An 18,894-nucleotide genomic window follows, 5' to 3' on the forward strand; every position below is an offset into this window, starting at 1 on the left:
CCGGGTGGGTTTGAGGTAAAGGCAGCTATACGAGTTGGGTTGCACGGTTTTTTACAAATTTCGTAGGAGGATCGGATGAAAAGGATGACCGTCAAGATTCTGTTTGCGGTTCTGGCCCTTTCCCTGGGCGTTTTTGCGCTTTCGGGCTGCGGCAAGGACAGCGACACCATCAAGGTTGGCTTCAACCTTGAACTCACCGGCGACATTCCGAAGGTGGGCGAGGCTTCCAAGTTCGCGGCCGAGATGCTCAAGGAAGACATCAATTCCAAGGGCGGCCTCGAAGTGGGCGGCAAGAAGTACAAACTCGAGTTCGTCTACCAGGACAACGAGGCCAAGGCTGAAAGCGCCGTCAACGCCGCGCTCAAGCTGATCAACCAGGACAACGTGGTCGCCATCGTCGGCCCGAACTCCTCCAAGCAGGCCATTCCGGCCGGCGCCACCTGCAACGACGCGCAGGTCACCATGGTGACCCCGTGGTCCACCAACCCCGACACCACCAAGGACCGTCCTTGGGTGTTCCGCGCCTGCTTCCTCGACCCCTTCCAGGGTCCGGTGGCGGCCAACTTCGCCTCCAAGCAGTTCGGCGCCAAAACCGCCGCGGTCATCTTCGACATCGCCAACGACTACTCCAAGGGCCTGGCCGAGATTTTCAAGGCCGAGTGGGAGAAGAAGAGCGGCGCCGGCACCGTGGTTGGCTTCGAGTCCCACGGCACCAAGGACCAGGACTTCTCCGCCCAGCTGACCAAGATCATCGCCGCCAAGCCTGACTTCATCTTCGTGCCCGACAACTACAATCAGGTTGCCCTGATTGTGAAGCAGGCCCACGACCTGGGCTACAAGGGCCCCTTCATGGGTTCCGACGCCTGGGGCTCTGCTGAGCTCATGACCCTTTGCGGCAAGGACTGCATCGGCCAGTTCTTCAGCACCCACTACGCCGCGGCCGGCGCGCAGGGCGCCACCAAGGAGTTCATCGACCGCTTCAACACCAAGTACAAGTACGTGCCCGACGACGTTGCCGCCCTGACCTGGGACGCCACCCGTCTGGTGCTGCAGGCCATTCAGAGCGCCGGCAAGGTTGAGAAGGACATCAAGGCCGAGCGCAAGCTCGTCCGCGACGCCCTGGCCAACATCAAGGAATTCGCCGGCATCACCGGCAACATGAAGTTCGCCGGCACCGGCGACCCGAACAAGTGCGCCGTGGTTGTCCAGATCAGCCCCGAAGGCAAGTTCGAGTTCAAGGAAACCGTCTGCCCCGAGTAGACGCGACTGGCATGATCGCGGGCGGGGGCCCCAACAAGGTCCCCGCCCGTTTTGTTTTGCGCCGCGGCCCGGGCCGCCCCCGCTCCCGCCGGCAGGCGGACCCTGCGGACCGGCGCGCGCAAGCTTCACTTAAAAGCCAAGGTGCCCCTGGTGGAAATTTTTCAGCATATCCTGAACGCGTTGCAGTTCGGCAGTTTCTACGCCCTCATCGCCCTGGGCTACACGCTTGTGTACGGCGTGCTCCGGCTCATCAACTTCGCCCACGGCGACATCTTCATGGTGGGCGCGTACCTGGCCTACTTCATCGCCGTCACGCTTCTGGGCATTGGCGGGTTGAACCTCGGCATGCACATAGATCCTGCCCTGGCGCTGGCCATCACCGTTCCCGTCACCATGATCCTGACCGCCCTTGTGGGCGTGACGCTTGAGCGCACGGCCTACCGGCCCCTGCGCCGCAAGGGCGCCGACCGCCTCTACGTGGTCATTACCGCGCTTATGGCCGGCCTTGTGCTGGAGAACGGCAACCTGGCCCTGCTCGGCGCCAGCCGCAAGCGCTTCCCGGACATGATCGACAAGGTGGTGTGGAACCTGGGCGGCGGCGTTTCCGTGACGAACCTCAAGGTCATCGTCATCGTGGCGGCCATCGCCGTGTTTATGCTGCTGCAGTTCATCGTCACCCGCACCAAGATCGGCATGGCCATGCGCGGCATCAGTTATGACAAATTTGCCATTCCGCTCATGGGCATCCCGCTCGACACCATCATCGTGGTGACCTTCGTGCTGGGCTCCGGCATGGCCGGACTGGCCGGCATCCTGTTCGCCATGAGCTACCCCATCCTTGAACCATACATGGGCGCGCTCATCGGCTGGAAGGCCTTCATCGCGGCGGTTGTCGGCGGCATCGGCGACATCCGCGGCGCCATCGTGGGCGGCTTCATGCTGGGCTTCATTGAAATCGGCGTCGTGGCCGTGTTCCCCAGCACCCTGCGCGACCTGTTCGCCTTCTCGGTGCTCCTGATCATCCTCTGGCTCAAGCCCACCGGCATTTACGGCGTGGCCCAAACCACGAAGATCTAGGCGGACGGACACAATGCAGAAATACACCGCCACAATCGTCCTTTTCGCCTTCATGGTCCTGCTCGTGGTGCTGGCCCAGTTCAGCGTCCTCGACCGCTATTACATCTCCGTGCTCATGTTCATGGGCGTCAACGTCATCCTGGCCTCCAGCCTCAATCTGGTGAACGGCTACATGGGCGAGTTCTCGTGCGGGCACGGCGGCTTCATGTGCGTGGGGGCCTATGTGTCCTCCCTGTGCACGGTGCTCATGTTCAGCAAGAACCAGATCCTGGGCGCGCCGCTTCTGCCGCCGCAGTTCGCCTTCGTCGGCTTCCCCCTGGCGCTCATGGCCGGCTCCGCGGCCGCTGCCGTCGCCGGGCTCGTGGTGGCGGTGCCCTCCTTCAAGACACGCGGCGACTACCTGGCCATCATCACCCTGGCGGCCAACTACATCGTCATCTCGGCCATCAACAACATGGAGATCATCGGCGGCCCGCGCGGCTTCATGGGCATGAGCGCCACCGAGCGCGCCATGCAGGACATGCTGAACATCCCCTGGGTGCTCATCTTCGTGCTTTTGGGCACGGTGTTCACCGTGTGGATTCTGCGGCGCTTCGTCTCCTCCACCCTCGGCAAGGGCGTTCCCGCCATCTGCCAGGACGAGATCGCGGCCGAGATCATGAGCGTGGACACCAACCGCATGAAGCTCATCGCCTTCATGCTGTCCTCCGGCCTGGCCGGTCTGGCCGGCGGGCTGTACGCCCAGGTGCTGGGCTACGTGAACCCGCAGAGCTTCGACATCATGCGCTCCACCGAGGTCATGGTCATGGTGTACCTGGGCGGCATGGGCTCGCTTTCGGGCGCGGCGCTTGCGGCCATCTTGTTCACGGTTCTCATGGAGGCCCTGCGCTTCCTCGACGTGTGGAAATGGGTGGTCATTCCGCTGCTCCTCATCCTGCTCATGCAGTTCAGGCCAGAGGGCCTCATGGGCAACAAGGAGCTGTCGGATCTGTTCCCCAAACTGCGCAAGTACTATTCTTTCAAATAGCGAGCCGGAGACAGCATGTCGCTTCTTGAGATCAACGGACTCACCCGTCGCTTCGGCGGCCTCATCGCGGTGAACGACTTCAATATTGAGCTTGGCGAACACGAGCTTGTGGCGCTTATCGGCCCCAATGGCGCGGGCAAAACCACGGTGTTCAACCTCATCTCCGGCTTTTATCAGCCGAGCGAGGGGTATATCCGCCTGAAGGGCAAGGACACCAAGGGGCTGCGTCCGCATCAGGTCACGGCGCTCGGCGTGGCGCGCACCTTCCAGGGCATTCGGCTCTGGGGCGAAATGCACGTGCTCGACAACATCCGCATCGCCCAGCACTATCGCCTGGGCTACAGCCTCTTGGACTGCTTTCTGCGCACCAAGAACTACACCCTGCGCGAAAAGGCCATCGACGACATCGCCTGGGAGCTGCTGGAGGCCATGGACCTGAAGGACTGCGCCTACGAGCTGCCGCGCAACCTGCCTTACGGCGTGCAGCGCCGGGTGGAGATCGCCCGGGCCATGTCCGTCAAGCCGTCGCTTTTGCTGCTCGACGAGCCCGCGGCCGGCCTCAACTCCGCCGACGTCGAGGGTCTCATCAAGCTGGTGCGCTGGATTTACGACAACTACCCGGTGACCATCTGGATGATCGAGCACCAGATGAAGGTGGTCATGAGCCTGTGTTCGCGCATCAAGGTCGTGGACTTCGGCACCACCATCGCCGACGGCAGCCCTGAAGAGATTCAGAAGAACCACACGGTCATCAAAGCCTACCTCGGAGACGATACGATTTGAACACGCTCCTGGAAGTCAAAAACCTGAAGGTCCGCTACGGCAACATCGAGGCCCTGCACGGCATCTCCTTCAACGTGCAGGAGGGCGAGATCGTCACCTTGATCGGCGCGAACGGCGCCGGCAAGTCCACCACGCTCATGTCCATTTGCCGCCTGCCACCACCGGAGGCCCCGCGCATCACGGACGGCGACATCCTCTTCAAGGGCCAGAGCCTGCTGGACATGCAGCCGCACAAGATCGTGAGCGACCTGGACATGGCCCTGGTGCCCGAAGGACGCCATATCTTCGGCAACCTGACGGTTGAGGAGAACCTGAAGCTGGCCACCTACGCCCGCACCGACGGGCACGAGGTCATCACCCGCGACTACGAGCGCGTGTACCAGCTTTTCCCGCGCCTGGCCGAACGCCGCAAGCAGCGCAGCGAGTCGCTTTCCGGCGGCGAGCAGCAGATGCTGGCCCTTGGCCGCGCCATCATGACCAAGTGCGGCTTCCTCATGCTGGACGAACCCAGCATGGGCCTGGCCCCGCTGCTCATGTACGACATGTTCCGCACCCTGAAGCAGCTGAACCAGGAGGGGCTGACCATTCTGCTCATCGAGCAGAACGCCAACCTGGCGTTGCGCTTCGCCCATCGCGGCTACGTGCTGGACACGGGCGAGATCGTGGCCCACGGCACCAGCGAGGAGCTCCTCGCCGATCCGGAAGTGAAGAAGGCCTACCTGGGCGGCTAGCCCGGCAGACCTGCAAAGACGCCACAGGGGCGGACCATCGGCAAGGTGGTCCGCCCCTTTTTTGTGCGCCGTGGCCCTGGCGGCAATGGGGCCTGTTAAAGAGGGTAGGGGGCGGCCCCGTCGCCGCCTCTATGCGCTCCCTGCCGGGAGCCTTGGCCGCAAGCGCCCGGTCGGGTCGCCGAAACCTTGCCCGGGTGCGTGGTCCTGTGGGCGTTGCATGGCCGTGGGAAGTGGTCCCCGTTCAAACGCTACGCTGCGCTCCCTGTCAGGAAGCCAACGCGTTGGATCAGGCGGCACAGTGTCGTGCCAGGCTCACCAATTACTTGGCGTCCGCCTCGGCAAAGACCTCGCGCAGGGCGGCCAGGGCGTTCAGGCTGGCGGGAAAGCCCGCGTAACCGGCCATCTGCATGGCCACTTCCGTCAGCTCCTGGCGGCTGAGACCCACATGCAGGCCCGCATGGGCATGGACCTTGAGCTGCGGCCGCATGGTGCCGCGCGCCATGGCCGCCGCCACCATGGCGATCTCCTTGCGCCGGGCCGAAAGCCCGGGCCGGGAAATGACGTCGCCGTAAGAGAAGTCCAGAATGAACCCGGCCATGTCCGGCGCGATGTCGGCCAGGCTGTCCAGCACCTTTTGCCCCACGCCCTTGCTGGAGATTTCCACGGCGGCAAGGCCGCGCGCTCTGCGGTCACCGGTGCGCGGCGCCGGAATGTCCGGGCGCACGCCCCGCGCCTCGAACACGCGCCGGGCCACGGCCAGGGCGTTCAGCCCGGCGGGAAAGCCCGCGAACACCGTGGTGACGTAGAGCGTTTCCACTATCTCCTGGGGCGAAAGGCCCGCGGTCAGGCCGCCGTCGATGTGGAAGTACAGCTGGGGCTCGGCGTTGCCCAGGGCCGCAAGGGCGGCGATGGTCGCCACCTGCCGGTCCTGCGCGGCCAGGCCGGGTCGGGCGTGGATGTCGCCGTAGCCGAAGGCCACCACCATCTCCACCATGTCCGGGGCGATGTCGTCCAAGGCGGCGTGCAGGGCGGCCTCGGCCTTGGGGTTGAGCCGCGCCAGTTGTTCGCGGCCCGTGGTCATGCGTTGGGATTCCATAGCTCCTCCAAGTGTTGGCGGGTTGGGCGATGCGGCCAGGACCGGCGCGTGCGAGTACACCAGCATCGCCAGGGCAAGGCAAATGAAATGAACGTGGCGCATGGTCCCTCCTTTTGTCTGGCCCGAGAGTACGGCGCGTTGAATAGTATGTGAAATATATCTTGCATGCTTGATTGAGATGCAATACGTCTTGATTATGGAACTGCGACACCTGCGTTATTTCATCGCCGTGGCCGAAGAACTGCACTTCGGCCATGCGGCCGTGCGCCTGCACATGGCCCAGCCGCCCTTGAGCCAGCAAATACGCGCCCTGGAGGACGAGCTTGGGGCGCGGCTCTTTGCCCGCACCAGCCGCAGCGTCAGCCTCACGCCCGCCGGGCAGGCCTATCTGGCCGGGGCCCGCGCGGTGCTCGCCAGAGTGGACGAGGCCGGCCGTCTGGCCCGGCGCATCCAGCAGGGCGAAGCCGGAGAGCTGGTTGTGGGCTACATGAACCCGGCCATGGACGCGGTGCTGTGCCGGGCCTTGGCCGCTTTCCGCGTGGCGCGCCCCCAGGTGGACCTGCGCCTGCGCGAGCTGCCGACCTCCGCGCAATTGGAGGAACTGCGCGCCGGGCGCTTGGACCTGGGCTTCATCCGCCTGGTGCATGCGCAGGAGCAGGCCGGACGCGCGCCCCAGGGCAAAGGGCCGCGCGGGCAGGATCTGACCGGCCTGCAGACCCGGGTGGTGGCGCGGGAGCCCTATGTGCTGGCCCTGCCGGAAGGGCACAGGCTGGCCGCCTTGGACGAGGTGCCCCTTGGCGCGGCGGGCAACGAGCCGCTGATTCTCTTTCCGCGCGCCTCCATGCCCGCGCTGCACGAGGCCATGTTGGGGGCTTTGCGCGCCGCCGGGGCCGAGCCCCATGTGCTGCAGGAGGCGCCGGGCAAGCACGCCTCCCTGGCGCTGGTGGCGGCGGGTTTCGGCGTGTGCCTTGTGCCCGCCTCCGCGCGCGACTGGCTGCGCAAGGGCGTTGTGCTGCGGCCTGTCACGGCCGGGCTGCCCGTGGTGGAAATGGCCGCGGCCTGGCGCGCGGGCGCGGAGCACCCGGCCGCCCGGGCCCTGGTGGACCTCGCCGCGGACTGAGTCTTTCCAGCACTCCTGGGCCATCGTCCCTCCGGCCTGGTCATCTGGGAGGGCAACATGCCTTGCAACCCATTGCGCAGAATCCTCCGGCCATGCTATAGTGGATAAATAGTGCCCTCCGCCTGCGGCGCGGCGCGATTCTGTTCCCTGGAGCGTGGCCCATGTTGGCGAATCTCAGCATCAAATGGCGGCTTCTGGCCATCGCCCTTGCCGGGCCCGTGGTCGTGTCCTGCGTCATGGGCGCGCTGCTCGTCAGCGCCATCAGCGAATTCTCCGAAGCGGGGCTCTTGGACAAGAGCCGGGCCATCGTGCTCATGGCTGAAAGCGCCCGCAACGAAATGAGCGCCAAGCTGGAGGCGGGCATCATGCGCCCCTTGAACGAGCTGCCGCCGGACAAGGTCGTGGGCGCCGTTCCCGTGGTCACGGCCATCAAAATGGCGCGTGAAAACGCCGAACGCGGGGGATATCAGTTCCGCGTGCCCAAAATCGCCCCGCGCAACCCGGAAAACGAGCCCACGCCCCAGGAACGCAAGGTGCTGGAGGAGCTGGAGTCCAAGAACCTGACGGAGCTTGTGGTCAAGGAGCCGGACCAGACCCGCTACTTCCGGGCCATCCGTTTGACCAAGGAATGCCTGTACTGCCACGGCGACCCCAAGGGGGCCAAGGATCCCACCGGCGGCGTGCTGGAGGGCTGGAAGGTGGGCGAGGTGCACGGGGCCTTTGAGATCATCACCTCACACGCCGCGGCCAAGGCCGAGCAGCGCAAGGCCGCCATGCATGTGCTGGGCTGGAGCGCGCTGGTGCTGGCCTGCGTGTTTGCCCTGGCCTGGGTGCTGCTGCAGCGTGGCATCGTCACGCCGCTTGCGCAAATACGCGCCTTTGCCGAAAAGGCGGCCGGCGGCGACCTTACGGGTCGCATCGAGGGCCGTTTTCAGGCCGAAATGGGCGCCATGGCCGGAGCCTTCGGCGCCATGATCGGGCGGCTTTCGGAAATCATCGGCCAGGTGATGCAAGGAGCGGGCGGCGTTGCGGCCAGCAGCGCGGAGCTTTCGTCCACCTCGCGCTCCATCTCCGCCGGAGCGGTTTCGCAGGCCGCGGCCGTGGAGGAGATCTCCTCGTCCATGGAAGAGATGACCTCGAACATCTCGCACAGCGCGGAAAACGCGCTCAAAACCGACGCGCTGGCCCAGCAGGCCGCGCGCAAGGCGGGCGAAAGCGGCGAGGCCGTGGGCCAGACCGTGGCGGCCATGCGCCAGATCTCCGAGAAGATCGGCATCGTGGAGGACATTGCCCGCCAGACCAACCTGCTGGCGCTCAACGCGGCCATCGAGGCGGCGCGCGCGGGCGAGCACGGCAAGGGCTTCGCCGTGGTGGCGGCGGAGGTGCGCAAGCTGGCCGAGCGCAGCGGCCATGCCGCATCGGAGATCAGCGCCCTGGCCGTGTCCAGCGTCAAGATCGCCGACCAGGCCGGGCAGATGCTCAAGGGACTGGTGCCGACCATTCGCAACACGGCGGAGCTGGTGCAGGAGATCTCGGCCGCGAGCCGCGAGCAGAGCATCGGCGCGGAGCAGATCAACACCGCCATCCAGCAGCTGGACAACGTCATTCAGCAGAACGCGGCCGCCTCAGAGGAAATGGCCGCCACCTCGGACGCGCTTTCCGGCCAGGCGGAGCGCCTGCAGGAAACCATGAGCTTCTTCGCCGCGCAAGACGGCGCGCCCCGGCGCAAGGCCGTGAAAATGCTGCCCGCGGGCAGAAAAGCGTAACGGGCCGCAACGCGGGGCAGCGTCCGGGGTATCGCCTAAGGCGGGCTGAGCCACGGCCCGCCTTGTTCCTTTGCGCACAAGGCTTGCCAAACACGCGGCTGGGGGTATACTGGCTGCAACCCGTGGCGGTGCCCCCGCGGCATCGCTGTTTGCGCAACCCAGAACCATTCGAGAGACGTCCATCATGCCACGCCGTTCACAGCCTCAGGTTTGTCCCGTCCCACCCCGGCCCATGCGCCAGGAGCTCCTCGACATCCTGGCGGCCGCCCCGCCCGCCGCGCGCCACGCCATGTGCGACCTCATGCGCTCCATCAAGGCCGGGCTGGAGGCCGCGGGCAAGACGCCGAGCTTTGTGGACGCCGGCGCGCGCGTGTACGACTGGCGCTCGCTTTTGCCCATGCTCTCCGACGTGCGCCTGAAGCTCGACCAGCTCATCGCCACGCGCCTGCGCCGCCGCAGCCAGGCCCGGCAAGCCCTGGCCCAGATGGACCAGCAGTTCACCACCCTGCGCCGCTCGCATGAGGAACAGGCCCTGACCATGCAGATCCTCTACGCCCTCATCAACGTGGGCGGCGAGTTCCAAACCTCCGAGGAAGTGCTGGAGCAGAGCGCCGAGGTGCTCATCGAATTTCTGGAAGCCGATCTTTTCGTGTGCCGCCTGCGCGACGCCAGCGGCGAGTGGATCAACGTGGCCGCCAACACCCTGCACGGCACCAGCACGCCCATTCTGGTGCGCGCCATGGAGGAGAGCATTCCCGGCCACCCGGTCATGCAGGCCGTGGCCGAGAAGCCGTGGAGCTACGTGCTCTCGAACAATCTCATGAGCTCGGAGCGCGGCGGCGAGTCCTACGACTGCGTGGCCTTCCAGGAGGGCTACCGCTCGCGCCTGGCCTTCATCCTGCGCGGGCACGACACCAAGCCCTTCGGCCTCATCATGCTCTACTCGCGCGTGGAGAACTACTTCAGCCACTACGACCACAGCTTTTTGTCCGACTGCTCGCGCATCGTCTCCCTCACCGTGGGCTCGCGCCTGGAGGTGGGGCGCGACGCCCTGGCCAAGGCCGCCGGCGGCATGGCGCACGTGGGCAACAACGCCCTTTCGGTCATCAAAAACTGTCTGGAGCTGGTGAAGGAGGACATGGAGCTCGCCGTGAAGTCCGGCTCGCCCCAGGACCTGCGCAAGCTCGCCGGCGTGTTCGACCTGGCGCGCGAGGTGGAGCTCATCGGCTGCGCCCTGGGCGGAGTGGAGCGCCTGCGCGGTGCCATCGCCAACCTGCTTTCGGCCGTGGATAACCCGCGGCTCATGCACTACATCCGCGGCGAGGAAGTGCTGGACCTCGACCCGAACACCTGCGGGCTCGGCGAAGACTAGCACCGGCCCACGGCAGCCCCTCCCGCGGAGTACCCGCGGTTCTGCGCGGCGCCGGATGTCACTTTTCCCTTGGCCAAAGAAAAAGGCGGGTCGTTCCCGCCTTTTTTTGCGTCCGCAGCCTGGGCTGCGTTCAATCCGCCGGTCCCGCCTATTCGTAGCGCAGGGCGTCGATGGGATTGAGCGCCGCTGCCTTGCGCGCGGGATAGAAGCCGAAGAAGATGCCGATGGCGCTGGAGAACACCACGGCCAGCACGATGGACTGGCTGGAGATGAGCGTGGCCCAGCCCAGGAATTGCGAAATGAGGAACGCGCCGCCCACGCCGAGCAGAATGCCGATGAGTCCGCCGAGCATGGTCAACAGCACGGCCTCGGCCAGGAACTGCAGCAGGATGTCGCGCTCCTTGGCGCCTATGGCCATGCGGATGCCTATTTCGCGCGTGCGCTCCGTGACGCTGACCAGCATGATGTTCATGATGCCGATGCCGCCGACAAGCAGCGAGATGGAGGCCACCGCGCCAAGCAGCATGGACATGGTCTTGGCCGATTGCTGCGAGACGGCGAGCAGCTCCGAGAGGTTGCGCACGTTGAAGTCGCGCTCCTTGGTTGCGCTCATGCGGTGGCGCTGGTCGAGCAGGGCGTTTATCTCCGCCTCGGCCTGGGCCAGCTTGTCCTGGCTGGCGGCCTGCACCAGGGTGGGCCCGACGGTGCCCGGGAAGGCGTTGCCCAGAATCTTCCGCTGGGCGGTGCTGAAGGGCATGAAGACCACGTCGTCCTGGTCCGAGCCCTGGGCGCTGCGGCCCTTGGCCGTCAACAGGCCGATGATCTGGAAGGGCACGCCCTTGATGCGCACCTGCTTGCCCGTGGGGTCCTCGTCGCCGAAGAGATTCGTGGCCACGGTCTGGCCCACGATGCAGACCTTCTGCCCCGTGTCCACGTCGGCCGCGGTCATGTCGCGTCCGCTGGCGAGCTTCCATTCGCGGATTTCCAAAAGGTCCGGCGTGGTGCCCATGAGCTCCGTGGACCAGTTCATGTTGCCGGCCACCATCTGCGCGGTGCCGCGCAGCTCCGGCGCCACGCGCAGCACGGCCGGGCATTCGGCGCGTATGGCCTTGATGTCCTCTATGGTGAGGGTGGGCTGGGAGCCCATGCCGCCCCGTATGCCGCCGCTGGTGGTGCTGCCCGGCAGAATGAGCAGGAGGTTGGAGCCCATGGTGGCGATCTGGTCGGAGATCTGCTTGGTTGCGCCGGTGCCCACGGCCACCATGATGATGACCGCGCCGATGCCGATCATGATGCCCAGCATGGTGAGGAACGAGCGCATGAGATTGACGCGCAGGGCGCGCGCCGCGATTTTGAGCGGCAGCAGGATGTCCACTTAGGCCTCCGCCCGCGCCGGGTCGGGGCGCGCCGAGAGCGGCGCCGGGCCCGTGTCGTCGACGATGACGCCGTCCTTGAAGGTGATGCGCCGGCCCGCGTGCGCGGCTATGTCCGGTTCGTGGGTGACCATGATGATGGTCTTGCCCTGGGCGTTCAAGCGCTTGAAGATATCCATGATCTCCTCGCTCATGAGCGAGTCCAGGTTGCCTGTCGGTTCGTCGGCCAATATGAGCGCCGGGTCGCCCGCCAGGGCGCGGGCAATGGCCACGCGCTGCTGCTGCCCGCCGGAGAGCTGATTGGAGAGGTGCCCGCCGCGTTCGCCCAGGCCCACCATGGCCAGGGCCGCCAGGGCGCGCTGGTGCCGCTCTTTGGTCTCCATGCGGCCATACACCAGCGGCAGCTCGACGTTCTCGATGGCCGTGGTGCGCGCCAGCAGGTTGAAGCCCTGGAACACGAAGCCCAGCTTCTTGTTGCGTATCTCGGCCAGCTGGTTCTTGCCCATGTTCTCCACGGCGACCCCGTCCAGCATGTATCTGCCGCTGGTGGGGCGGTCCAGGCAGCCCAGAATGTGCATGCACGTGGATTTGCCCGAGCCGCTGGAGCCCATGATGGCCACGAACTCCCCCTGGCCGACCGTGAGCGACACGCCGCGCAGGGCGTGCACGCGCTCCTCTCCCATCTGGTAGACCTTGGTCAGGTCCTCAATGCGGACGACTTCGCTGCGGGTGCCTTGGTCGTGGGTGCCTTGGTCGCGGATGGTCTTGTTCATGGCGTGCCTCTCCGCAACCCTACCGCGGGGGCCCCATGCCGGGACCGCTGCGCGAGCTGAAGGGGTTGGAGCCGGAGGCCGACTTGACCCCGGCCTGCTCCTCCAGAATCACATCCGCGCCCTCGGGCAGGTTGCCCTGCAGCACCTCGGTCTCCTTGTCGTTGCCGATGCCGACGGTGATGACCACGGGCGTGGGCCGGCCGTTTTGCAGCACGTAAATGCGCTTCTGCCCGGGCTCGAGCTTGGGCTGGACCTCCTGCTTTTGCCCGGTGGCCGCCTTGGGGCGGTAGCGCAGGGCCGAGGTGGGAATCTTGAGGGTGTTGGCCCTGGTGGCCGTGGTGAAGGTCACGTTGGCGGTCATGCCGGGGCGCAGCTTCAAATCGGAGTTGTCCACGGACAAAATGACGCTGTAGGTGACGACGTTGGAGGTGGTGGTGGCGGCGTTGCGCACCTGGGTCACCACGCCCTTGAAGGGCTCCTCCGGGTAGGCGTCGACGCTGAAGCTGGCGTTGCCGCCCTCGTGCACCTTGGCGATGTCCGACTCGTCCACCGTGGCGTTGATCTGCATCTTGGTCAGGTCCTGGGCGATGGTGAACAAGGTCGGGGTGGACATGCTGGCGGTGACGGTCTGGCCCACCTCCACCGCGCGGGAGATGACGATGCCGTCCACCGGCGAGACGATGGTGGTGTAGTTGAGGTTGGTCTTGGCCTGGTCGTACGAGCCCTTGGCCTGGGCCACGCTGCCCGCGGCAGCGTCCAGGGCGGCCTTGGCCGCAGCTGCGGCCGTGGCGTAGGTGTCGTAGTCGCTCACCGCCACGGAGCCGTCCTTGACCAGATCCTGATAGCGCTTGAGGGTGCGGTTGGCGTCCACCAGGGTCACCTTGGCCTTGGCCAGGTTGGCCACGGCGTTCAAATAGCTGCCGCGGCTCTGCTCCACCAGGGCGCTGTAGGTGGCGGGGTCTATCTGCGCAATGACCTGGCCCTTCTTCACCTGGGAGTTGTAGTCCGCGGAGAGGGACTTGATGATGCCGGAGACGGGCGTGCCCACGGTGACGGTGACCAGCGGGGCGATGCTGCCCGAAGAAGTGACGGTGGAGGTGATGTCGCCGCGCACGGCCTTTTCCGTGCGGTAGGCGGTTTCGGTCCTTGAGCCGCGAAGGGCGAGGTATGCGCCGCCGGCCGCAAGCAGCAGCACGGCCGCAATGAGCGCCAGACGGGTTTTGCCGGTGAGAATGGTCGAGAGTTTCAAGCGTGTCTCCTGCCTGCGGGGATATGTCAGGGGGATGGTCCGGCCCTGGCGAGAGCATGAGCCTGGTGGTTCCGTGGACGCGGGGCACGTTGCCCCAACGCTCCGTGCGGGTCAAACGCATGTTTGCCAGTATCATGCCAGCGTGAAAGACGGCCCCCTGCAAGGGTTGGTTACAGGCGCGGGACAGGCAAGTGCAATTCAATGCATATTTTGTGTGCAAAATTTGGCACTCAGCGCAGGGATGGCGGTCCGACAAGCGCTCCCCTCCCCAAAAGAACAACGCCAGGGGTCGACAAGCGGGGCGGAAGTTGCGATAATTATTCCTATGAACACCGAAACGCCGACATTCCGCGAGTTTTTCCGCTACTGGCTGCGCCTGGGCTTCGTCAACTTTGGCGGCCCGGCCGGGCAGATCGCCATGATGCACAAGGATTTGGTGGCCGCGCGCGGCTGGGTCACGGACAAGCTGTTCTTGCGCGCGCTGAACTTCTGCATGCTGTTGCCCGGGCCGGAGGCGCACCAACTGGCCGTGTACCTTGGCTGGCGGCTTTTCGGCATGCGGGGCGGCGCGGTGGCCGGGCTCTTCTTTTTGCTGCCGTCCGTGCTGCTCATGCTGGCCCTGAGCTGGCTGGCCGCGGCCCACGGCACGGTGCCCGTGGTCGCGGGGGTGTTCCGGGGCATCGCCGGGGCGGTGGTGGCCATTGTGGCCCAGGCCGTGTGGCGCATTGCCAAAAAGGCCCTCGTGCACCCCGTGTTCTACGGCTTTGCCGCCGCAAGCTTTCTCATGGGCTACGCCCTCAAACTCAAGTTCCCGGGCATCGTGGTGGCCGCGGGCCTCATGGCCCTGTGGCTGGGCCAGGTGCGGCCGGATCTCTTTTGCCCCGGCGGCGTGTGCGCCCCGGACGAGGAAGAGACGCCGCCGCCCGCCGGTTCGGCCTGGCGGCACGTGGGCCGCGTGGCCGCCGCCTTTGCGGGCCTTTGGCTCGTGGTGGGCCTGCCGGTGTATCTGCTGGCGGAGCCGGGCTCCATGCTGCCGAAGATTCTGAGCTTCTACTCCAAGGCCAGCTTTGTGACCTTTGGCGGAGCCTACGCGGTGCTGTCCTATGTGTCGGACATGGCCATGCGCCTGGGCTGGGTGGGGCAGGACCAGCTGGTGCTGGGCCTGGGCCTGGCCGAGACCACGCCGGGGCCGCTCATCATGGTCACGCAGTTCGTGGGGTTTCTGACGGCCTGGAACCACCCCGGCGCGCTGGAACCGCTGACGGCGGGCGTTCTCGGCGGGCTTTTGACGACCTTCGGCATGTTTCTGCCAAGCTTTTTCCTGGTCTTCGCCGGGGCGCCGTACATCGAGTCGCTGACGGCCAACCCGCGCCTGCGCTCGGCCCTCACGGGCATCACCGCCGCTGTGGTGGGGGTGATTTTGAAGCTGGGCGTTGTGTTCGCCACGGCCACCTTCTGGCCGCGCGGCCTGGGGCAGGGCCTCGGCGCCGGGCTGGACCCCTTTGCCCTCGCCGTTGCAGTGGGCGCTGGCCTGGCCCTGTGGCGCTTCAACACCGGGGTGCACCTTTTGGTGCTGGCCAGCGCCGCCGTGGGCGCGGTCTGGACCCTGCTGGGGTAGGGTCCGGCGCTGACGCAAATTGCTTTCCGCCCGCGCTTGGACTAGGGTGCGCCCTGTTCGGCAACGGCCCCGCCGCGCGCGGGGTGGGTGGGTTCAACCAGCGGAGAAAGCAATGCGCCTTGTACCAAGACTTCTCGTCCAGTCTTTCTCGATCCTCGCCATTTCCGCCGTGCTGGCCCTGGGCGTCAATGCCGTGCGCCCGGACGGCCCGGCCCCTGTGCTGGCCGCCCAGAGCGCGGTGCAGCTGGACAAGTCCGGCGGCGAGATAGGCGTCAAGGACGCCGCTTTGTTGTTCATCACCGGCCGCGCCGTGTTCTTGGACGCGCGCTCCCAGTATGAATTTCAGCAGGGCCACGTGCAGGGCGCCATCTCCCTGCCCCCGCGCGAGTTCGCCTCCCAGTACCAGGACATCAAGCCGCTGCTGGCGGGCAAAGAGGCCGTCATCGCCTATTGCGACGGCGACCGCTGCCCCTTGAGCCACGCCCTGGCCAAGCACCTGCGCGACGCGGGCATGAAGAACGTCTATGTGATGGTGAACGGCTGGACCCTGTGGCAGGCCGAGAAGCTGCCCATCGCCAAGGGCTCCGCCCCGTTGCCCAAGGCCGCACAGGGGGGCATATGCAGAGACTGCGAGAACAAGTAGGTCTCGCGGCCCTGGTTCCCTGGGACGCGGTGGAGTGGACCCTGCGTCTGGCGCTGGCCGGAATCTTCCTTTACGCCTGCGCGGACAAGATCCTGCATCCCCAGGACTTCGCCTCCATCGTCAAGAGCTACCACGTCCTGCCCGATCCGCTGGTGTACCTCACCGCCCTGTGGCTGCCGTGGCTTGAACTGGTGCTGGGCGTGTGCCTGTTCACGGGCTTTTTGCGCGACGGCGCGCTGACCCTGGCCACGGGGCTGCTCGCGGCCTTTTGGATCACCCTTGTGGTGGACTACTTCCGGGGCATCAACGTGGCCTGCGGCTGCTTCTCCTCCAGCCCGGAGGAAAGCGCGCCCATGATCTGGTACATGGGCCGCGACGCGCTGCTGCTGGCCCTGGCGCTCTTCACCGTCGAGGCCCGCCGCCGCGCGGGCGAGGCGGCATAGCGGGGCTGAATCCCGCATCGACAGGCAATGAAAGGCCCCGGACGTCGCAGGATATCCGGGGCCTTTTTCGCGCTCGCCTCTGGCCGCGTGGCCTTGATGTCAGGGCGTGGGCCGGCTGTTGGGAGCCGCCTGTGCTTTGGACCGCGTCTTAGCCGTTTTTCACAAAGGTGCCTTGCTGGAATTCGAGGAAGGCCTGCCTGAGCTCCTCGTCGGTGTTCATGACGATGGGGCCGCGCCAGGCCACGGGTTCGCCCAGGGGCTTGCCCGTGAGCAGCAGAAAACGCAGGCCCTGGCCGCCCGCCCGGGCCGCAAGCTCGTCGCCCTCGCCGAACAGCACGAGGGTGCGGTTCTGCACCGCGTCGCCGTTCACCACGCCCGCGCCGTCGATGACATAGATGAAGGCCGTGTAGCCCGGGCGCGTGGGGTGGACGAACTCCACCCCCGGCGGCACCGCGCAGTCCAGGTACTCCGGGTCGATGACTATCTCCTCCATGGGCCCGCGCACGCCGTTCAGCTCCCCGGCGATGATCTTGACGCGCACGCCGCCGGGCAGTTCCACCTCTGGAATCTGCGCGGCGGTGATGCCACGGTAGCGCGGGGGCATCATTTTTTGCCGGGCGGGCAGGTTGGCCCAAAGCTGAAAGCCGTGCATGGAGCCCTGGGAGTCGCCCTTGGGCATCTCCTGGTGGATGATGCCGCTGCCGGCGGTCATCCACTGCACGTCGCCGGAGGAGATGACGCCCCGGTTGCCCATGCTGTCGCCATGCTCCACATCGCCGCGCAACACATAGGTTATGGTCTCTATGCCCCGGTGCGGATGCCAGGGAAAGCCTTTGAGAAAATGCGCGGGCGTGTCGGAGCGGAAGTCGTCGAGCAGCAGGAAGGGGTCGAGGGCCGGGACTTCGTCGAAGCCGAAGACCCTGCGCAGGCGCACGCCCGCGCCCTCGGTGACCGGTTCGCCCGTGAGGATGGCTTTGGTTGCGCGGCGCATGGCGATCTCCTTGAAAGGGTGTGCCGGGCGGCGGAAATGCCGTCATGATCGAAGTAGGATTGCCGGAGCGGGAAGTCAACACGGCTGGCGGCCGGGAACCGGGAGGCGGAGCGCAGCGCCGCGAAGGCAAACCGGCAATGAAAAGCCCCGAAGATCGCAGGATGTCCGGGGCCTTTCATTGCCGCTGTGGCGCCGGCTATTTGTCCGGCGTGTTTTCCTTTACCGGGCTGCCGGGCACCCAGCCGCGCGGAAGCTCCGTGGCCGCGGCCTGCTCGGGCAGGCTCCGCGTGCGGTACATGGAAAGCCCCACGCTGCCGCCGATGATGCCCAGGGTGGCCAAAAGCGCCCATTCCGTGGGGATGACCGGGCCGAGCGCGGCGTTGACGACCATTTTGCCGCCAACAACCACGAGCACTATGGACAGGCCGTACTTGAGGTAGTGGAAGCGGTGGATGATGCCGGACAGGGCGAAGAACAGCGCGCGCAGGCCCATGATGGCGAAGACGTTGGAGGTGTAGACCAAGAACGGGTCCTTGGTGATGGCGAAGATGGCCGGGATGGAGTCCAGGGCGAAGACCACGTCGGAGAACTCCACCAGGGCCAGCACGATGAGCAGCGGGGTGATGAAGCGCACGCCGTTCTGGCGCACCATGAAGCGCTCGCCCACGTAGTCGTCCGTAACGCGGAAGTGCCGGCGCATGAAGAGCGTGAGGCGGTTGCCGGAGAGGTCCGGCACGTCGTTGACGGTCAGGAGCATCTTGATGCCCGTGACGATGAGGAAGGCCCCGAACACGTAGATGATCCAGTGGAAGGTCGAGATGACCGCCGCGCCCGCCAGGATGAGCCCGGCGCGCATGACCAGCGCCCCCAGAATGCCCCAGAAGAGCACCGTGTGCTGCGATTTCTTCGCCACCTGGAAATGGGTGAAGATGAGCACGAACACGAAGATGTTGTCGATGCTCAGGCTCTTTTCGATGAGATAGCCGGTGAGGAACTCGACCCCGGCCTGCTTGCCCTCAAAGAAGAAGATGACCCCGGAAAAGCACAGGGCCAGGATGAAGTAGCCGAAGCTCAGCCACAGGGATTCCTTGACGCCCACCTCGCGGTGGTTTTTGTGCAGCACGCCGAGGTCGAAGGCCAGCAGGAGCAGAACGAACAGGTTGAAGCCCAGCCAATGCCACCAGGTTGTCATGAAGCGCTCCTTTGTGCTGGTCGGCAGTCCCAGCTTGCAACGCTATACCGGGAGGCGGGCACGGCCACAAGCACTATTCCCGGCCTCGGTCATGGGGGCGCTGCCGCCCTTGGACCTTGTTCCCGGCCGGGGGCTGTCCGTGCTCTTGGGCATGCGGAGAGGGGCGGCCCGGTCCGCATGTCTGGTCCCTTGGCCGTATCCCTCTGTCTGGTTCTCCTGCCCGGCCCGCTGGCCCGGTCCGCTGGCCTGGTCCGCCGAGGCGGCAGTCCAACGGTCAGGCGGTCCAACCTTGCAACCGCGCAAGCGTCCCGCCGTCCGTCGCGCCGCAACCGTTGCCAGCGGCATGGCCGGAAGCAGGCCAAGCTTCCGCCGCGCAAGTT

Annotated in this window: 17 protein-coding genes; 11 read left to right on the forward strand and 6 right to left on the reverse strand. The window is 66.0% G+C overall.

Annotation, left to right across the window (positions count from 1 at the left end):
• The first annotated feature begins 75 nt into the window (after window positions 1–75).
• The 5 genes from ACYQ4W_RS01660 to ACYQ4W_RS01680 all read left to right on the forward strand — a co-directional run bounded on the left by ACYQ4W_RS01660 (window position 76) and on the right by ACYQ4W_RS01680 (window position 4,878).
• Window positions 76–1,260, forward strand: coding sequence for an ABC transporter substrate-binding protein (locus ACYQ4W_RS01660; protein ID WP_459852078.1), 1,185 nt, complete (start codon window positions 76–78; stop codon window positions 1,258–1,260).
• Window positions 1,261–1,410: 150 nt separating this feature from the next.
• Window positions 1,411–2,337 carry a branched-chain amino acid ABC transporter permease gene (locus tag ACYQ4W_RS01665; RefSeq protein ID WP_459852080.1) on the forward strand — a complete coding sequence of 309 codons (927 nt, stop codon included), beginning with the start codon at window positions 1,411–1,413 and terminating at the stop codon, window positions 2,335–2,337.
• Between the two features lie 13 nt (window positions 2,338–2,350).
• A complete protein-coding gene (locus tag ACYQ4W_RS01670) occupies window positions 2,351–3,364 on the forward strand; it encodes a branched-chain amino acid ABC transporter permease (RefSeq protein WP_459852082.1) in 1,014 nt (337 codons plus the stop codon).
• A gap of 15 nt (window positions 3,365–3,379) precedes the next feature.
• Complete coding sequence (locus ACYQ4W_RS01675; protein ID WP_459852084.1) at window positions 3,380–4,147, forward strand: ABC transporter ATP-binding protein; 768 nt, start codon at window positions 3,380–3,382, stop codon at window positions 4,145–4,147.
• A complete protein-coding gene (locus tag ACYQ4W_RS01680; RefSeq protein ID WP_459852086.1) occupies window positions 4,144–4,878 on the forward strand; it encodes an ABC transporter ATP-binding protein in 735 nt (244 codons plus the stop codon). Before ACYQ4W_RS01675 ends, ACYQ4W_RS01680 begins: the two co-directional genes overlap by 4 nt.
• Before the next feature lie 319 nt (window positions 4,879–5,197).
• Here the strand turns inward: ACYQ4W_RS01680 and ACYQ4W_RS01685 are convergent, their stop codons facing one another.
• Complete coding sequence (locus tag ACYQ4W_RS01685) at window positions 5,198–5,974, reverse strand: carboxymuconolactone decarboxylase family protein (protein WP_459852088.1); 777 nt, start codon at window positions 5,972–5,974, stop codon at window positions 5,198–5,200.
• A 196-nt stretch (window positions 5,975–6,170) separates the two neighbouring features.
• On the opposite strand from ACYQ4W_RS01685, the gene ACYQ4W_RS01690 reads away from it, so the two are divergent.
• From ACYQ4W_RS01690 to ACYQ4W_RS01700, 3 genes are all read left to right on the forward strand, one after another.
• Window positions 6,171–7,094 (forward strand): LysR substrate-binding domain-containing protein, encoded by a 924-nt coding sequence (locus ACYQ4W_RS01690; RefSeq protein WP_459852090.1) that lies wholly within the window; start codon window positions 6,171–6,173, stop codon window positions 7,092–7,094.
• Between the two features lie 161 nt (window positions 7,095–7,255).
• The gene (locus ACYQ4W_RS01695; protein ID WP_459852092.1) at window positions 7,256–8,860 is read left to right on the forward strand and encodes a methyl-accepting chemotaxis protein; all 1,605 of its coding nucleotides are present in this window, start codon (window positions 7,256–7,258) and stop codon (window positions 8,858–8,860) included.
• A 232-nt stretch (window positions 8,861–9,092) separates the two neighbouring features.
• Entirely contained in the window at window positions 9,093–10,232 is a 1,140-nt protein-coding gene (locus ACYQ4W_RS01700) for a histidine kinase (protein ID WP_459852094.1), read from the forward strand.
• 148 nt (window positions 10,233–10,380) lie between these two features.
• Here ACYQ4W_RS01700 and ACYQ4W_RS01705 read toward each other — a convergent pair whose 3' ends face one another.
• From ACYQ4W_RS01705 to ACYQ4W_RS01715, 3 genes are read right to left on the reverse strand one after another with little or no spacing between them, the layout of a single operon-like run.
• Window positions 10,381–11,607: an ABC transporter permease gene (locus ACYQ4W_RS01705; protein WP_459852096.1), complete on the reverse strand. Its 1,227-nt coding sequence runs from the start codon at window positions 11,605–11,607 to the stop codon at window positions 10,381–10,383.
• The gene (locus tag ACYQ4W_RS01710; RefSeq protein WP_459852098.1) at window positions 11,608–12,378 is read right to left on the reverse strand and encodes an ABC transporter ATP-binding protein; all 771 of its coding nucleotides are present in this window, start codon (window positions 12,376–12,378) and stop codon (window positions 11,608–11,610) included. It lies immediately after the preceding gene.
• Between the two features lie 19 nt (window positions 12,379–12,397).
• Complete coding sequence (locus ACYQ4W_RS01715; RefSeq protein ID WP_459852100.1) at window positions 12,398–13,627, reverse strand: efflux RND transporter periplasmic adaptor subunit; 1,230 nt, start codon at window positions 13,625–13,627, stop codon at window positions 12,398–12,400.
• 325 nt (window positions 13,628–13,952) lie between these two features.
• Here ACYQ4W_RS01715 and chrA point away from each other — a divergent pair, with 325 nt between their 5' ends.
• The 3 genes from chrA (at window position 13,953) to ACYQ4W_RS01730 (ending at window position 16,331) form a co-directional block, all read left to right on the forward strand.
• Window positions 13,953–15,245, forward strand: a complete 1,293-nt coding sequence (gene chrA, locus ACYQ4W_RS01720) for a chromate efflux transporter (RefSeq protein ID WP_459852102.1) — start codon at window positions 13,953–13,955, stop codon at window positions 15,243–15,245.
• A 112-nt stretch (window positions 15,246–15,357) separates the two neighbouring features.
• Window positions 15,358–15,888, forward strand: a complete 531-nt coding sequence (locus ACYQ4W_RS01725; RefSeq protein WP_459852104.1) for a rhodanese-like domain-containing protein — start codon at window positions 15,358–15,360, stop codon at window positions 15,886–15,888.
• On the forward strand, window positions 15,864–16,331 hold the full coding sequence (locus ACYQ4W_RS01730; protein WP_459852106.1) for a MauE/DoxX family redox-associated membrane protein: 468 nt from the start codon (window positions 15,864–15,866) through the stop codon (window positions 16,329–16,331). The genes ACYQ4W_RS01725 and ACYQ4W_RS01730 overlap by 25 nt, the downstream gene beginning before the upstream one ends.
• A 148-nt stretch (window positions 16,332–16,479) precedes the next feature.
• On the opposite strand, the gene ACYQ4W_RS01735 is transcribed toward ACYQ4W_RS01730, so the two are convergent.
• Both ACYQ4W_RS01735 and ACYQ4W_RS01740 read right to left on the reverse strand, forming a co-directional pair.
• A complete protein-coding gene (locus tag ACYQ4W_RS01735; protein ID WP_459852108.1) occupies window positions 16,480–17,322 on the reverse strand; it encodes a pirin family protein in 843 nt (280 codons plus the stop codon).
• 196 nt (window positions 17,323–17,518) lie between these two features.
• Window positions 17,519–18,514: a TerC family protein gene (locus tag ACYQ4W_RS01740; protein WP_459852110.1), complete on the reverse strand. Its 996-nt coding sequence runs from the start codon at window positions 18,512–18,514 to the stop codon at window positions 17,519–17,521.
• Window positions 18,515–18,894: the final 380 nt, after the last annotated feature.

The organism is Humidesulfovibrio idahonensis (genome assembly GCF_054657715.1).

Bases quoted from the DNA above. Each gene is read 5' to 3' on its own strand.
- ACYQ4W_RS01675 (WP_459852084.1), top strand. From the start codon at position 3,380: ATGTCGCTTCTTGAGATCAACGGACTCACCCGTCGCTTCGGCGGCCTC.
- ACYQ4W_RS01670 (WP_459852082.1), top strand. From the start codon at position 2,351: ATGCAGAAATACACCGCCACAATCGTCCTTTTCGCCTTCATGGTCCTG.
- ACYQ4W_RS01690 (WP_459852090.1), top strand. From the start codon at position 6,171: ATGGAACTGCGACACCTGCGTTATTTCATCGCCGTGGCCGAAGAACTG.
- ACYQ4W_RS01740 (WP_459852110.1), bottom strand. From the start codon at position 18,514: ATGACAACCTGGTGGCATTGGCTGGGCTTCAACCTGTTCGTTCTGCTC.
- ACYQ4W_RS01660 (WP_459852078.1), top strand. From the start codon at position 76: ATGAAAAGGATGACCGTCAAGATTCTGTTTGCGGTTCTGGCCCTTTCC.
- chrA (WP_459852102.1), top strand. From the start codon at position 13,953: ATGAACACCGAAACGCCGACATTCCGCGAGTTTTTCCGCTACTGGCTG.
- ACYQ4W_RS01710 (WP_459852098.1), bottom strand. From the start codon at position 12,378: ATGAACAAGACCATCCGCGACCAAGGCACCCACGACCAAGGCACCCGC.
- ACYQ4W_RS01735 (WP_459852108.1), bottom strand. From the start codon at position 17,322: ATGCGCCGCGCAACCAAAGCCATCCTCACGGGCGAACCGGTCACCGAG.
- ACYQ4W_RS01730 (WP_459852106.1), top strand. From the start codon at position 15,864: ATGCAGAGACTGCGAGAACAAGTAGGTCTCGCGGCCCTGGTTCCCTGG.
- ACYQ4W_RS01685 (WP_459852088.1), bottom strand. From the start codon at position 5,974: ATGGAATCCCAACGCATGACCACGGGCCGCGAACAACTGGCGCGGCTC.
- ACYQ4W_RS01725 (WP_459852104.1), top strand. From the start codon at position 15,358: ATGCGCCTTGTACCAAGACTTCTCGTCCAGTCTTTCTCGATCCTCGCC.
- ACYQ4W_RS01700 (WP_459852094.1), top strand. From the start codon at position 9,093: ATGCGCCAGGAGCTCCTCGACATCCTGGCGGCCGCCCCGCCCGCCGCG.
- ACYQ4W_RS01695 (WP_459852092.1), top strand. From the start codon at position 7,256: ATGTTGGCGAATCTCAGCATCAAATGGCGGCTTCTGGCCATCGCCCTT.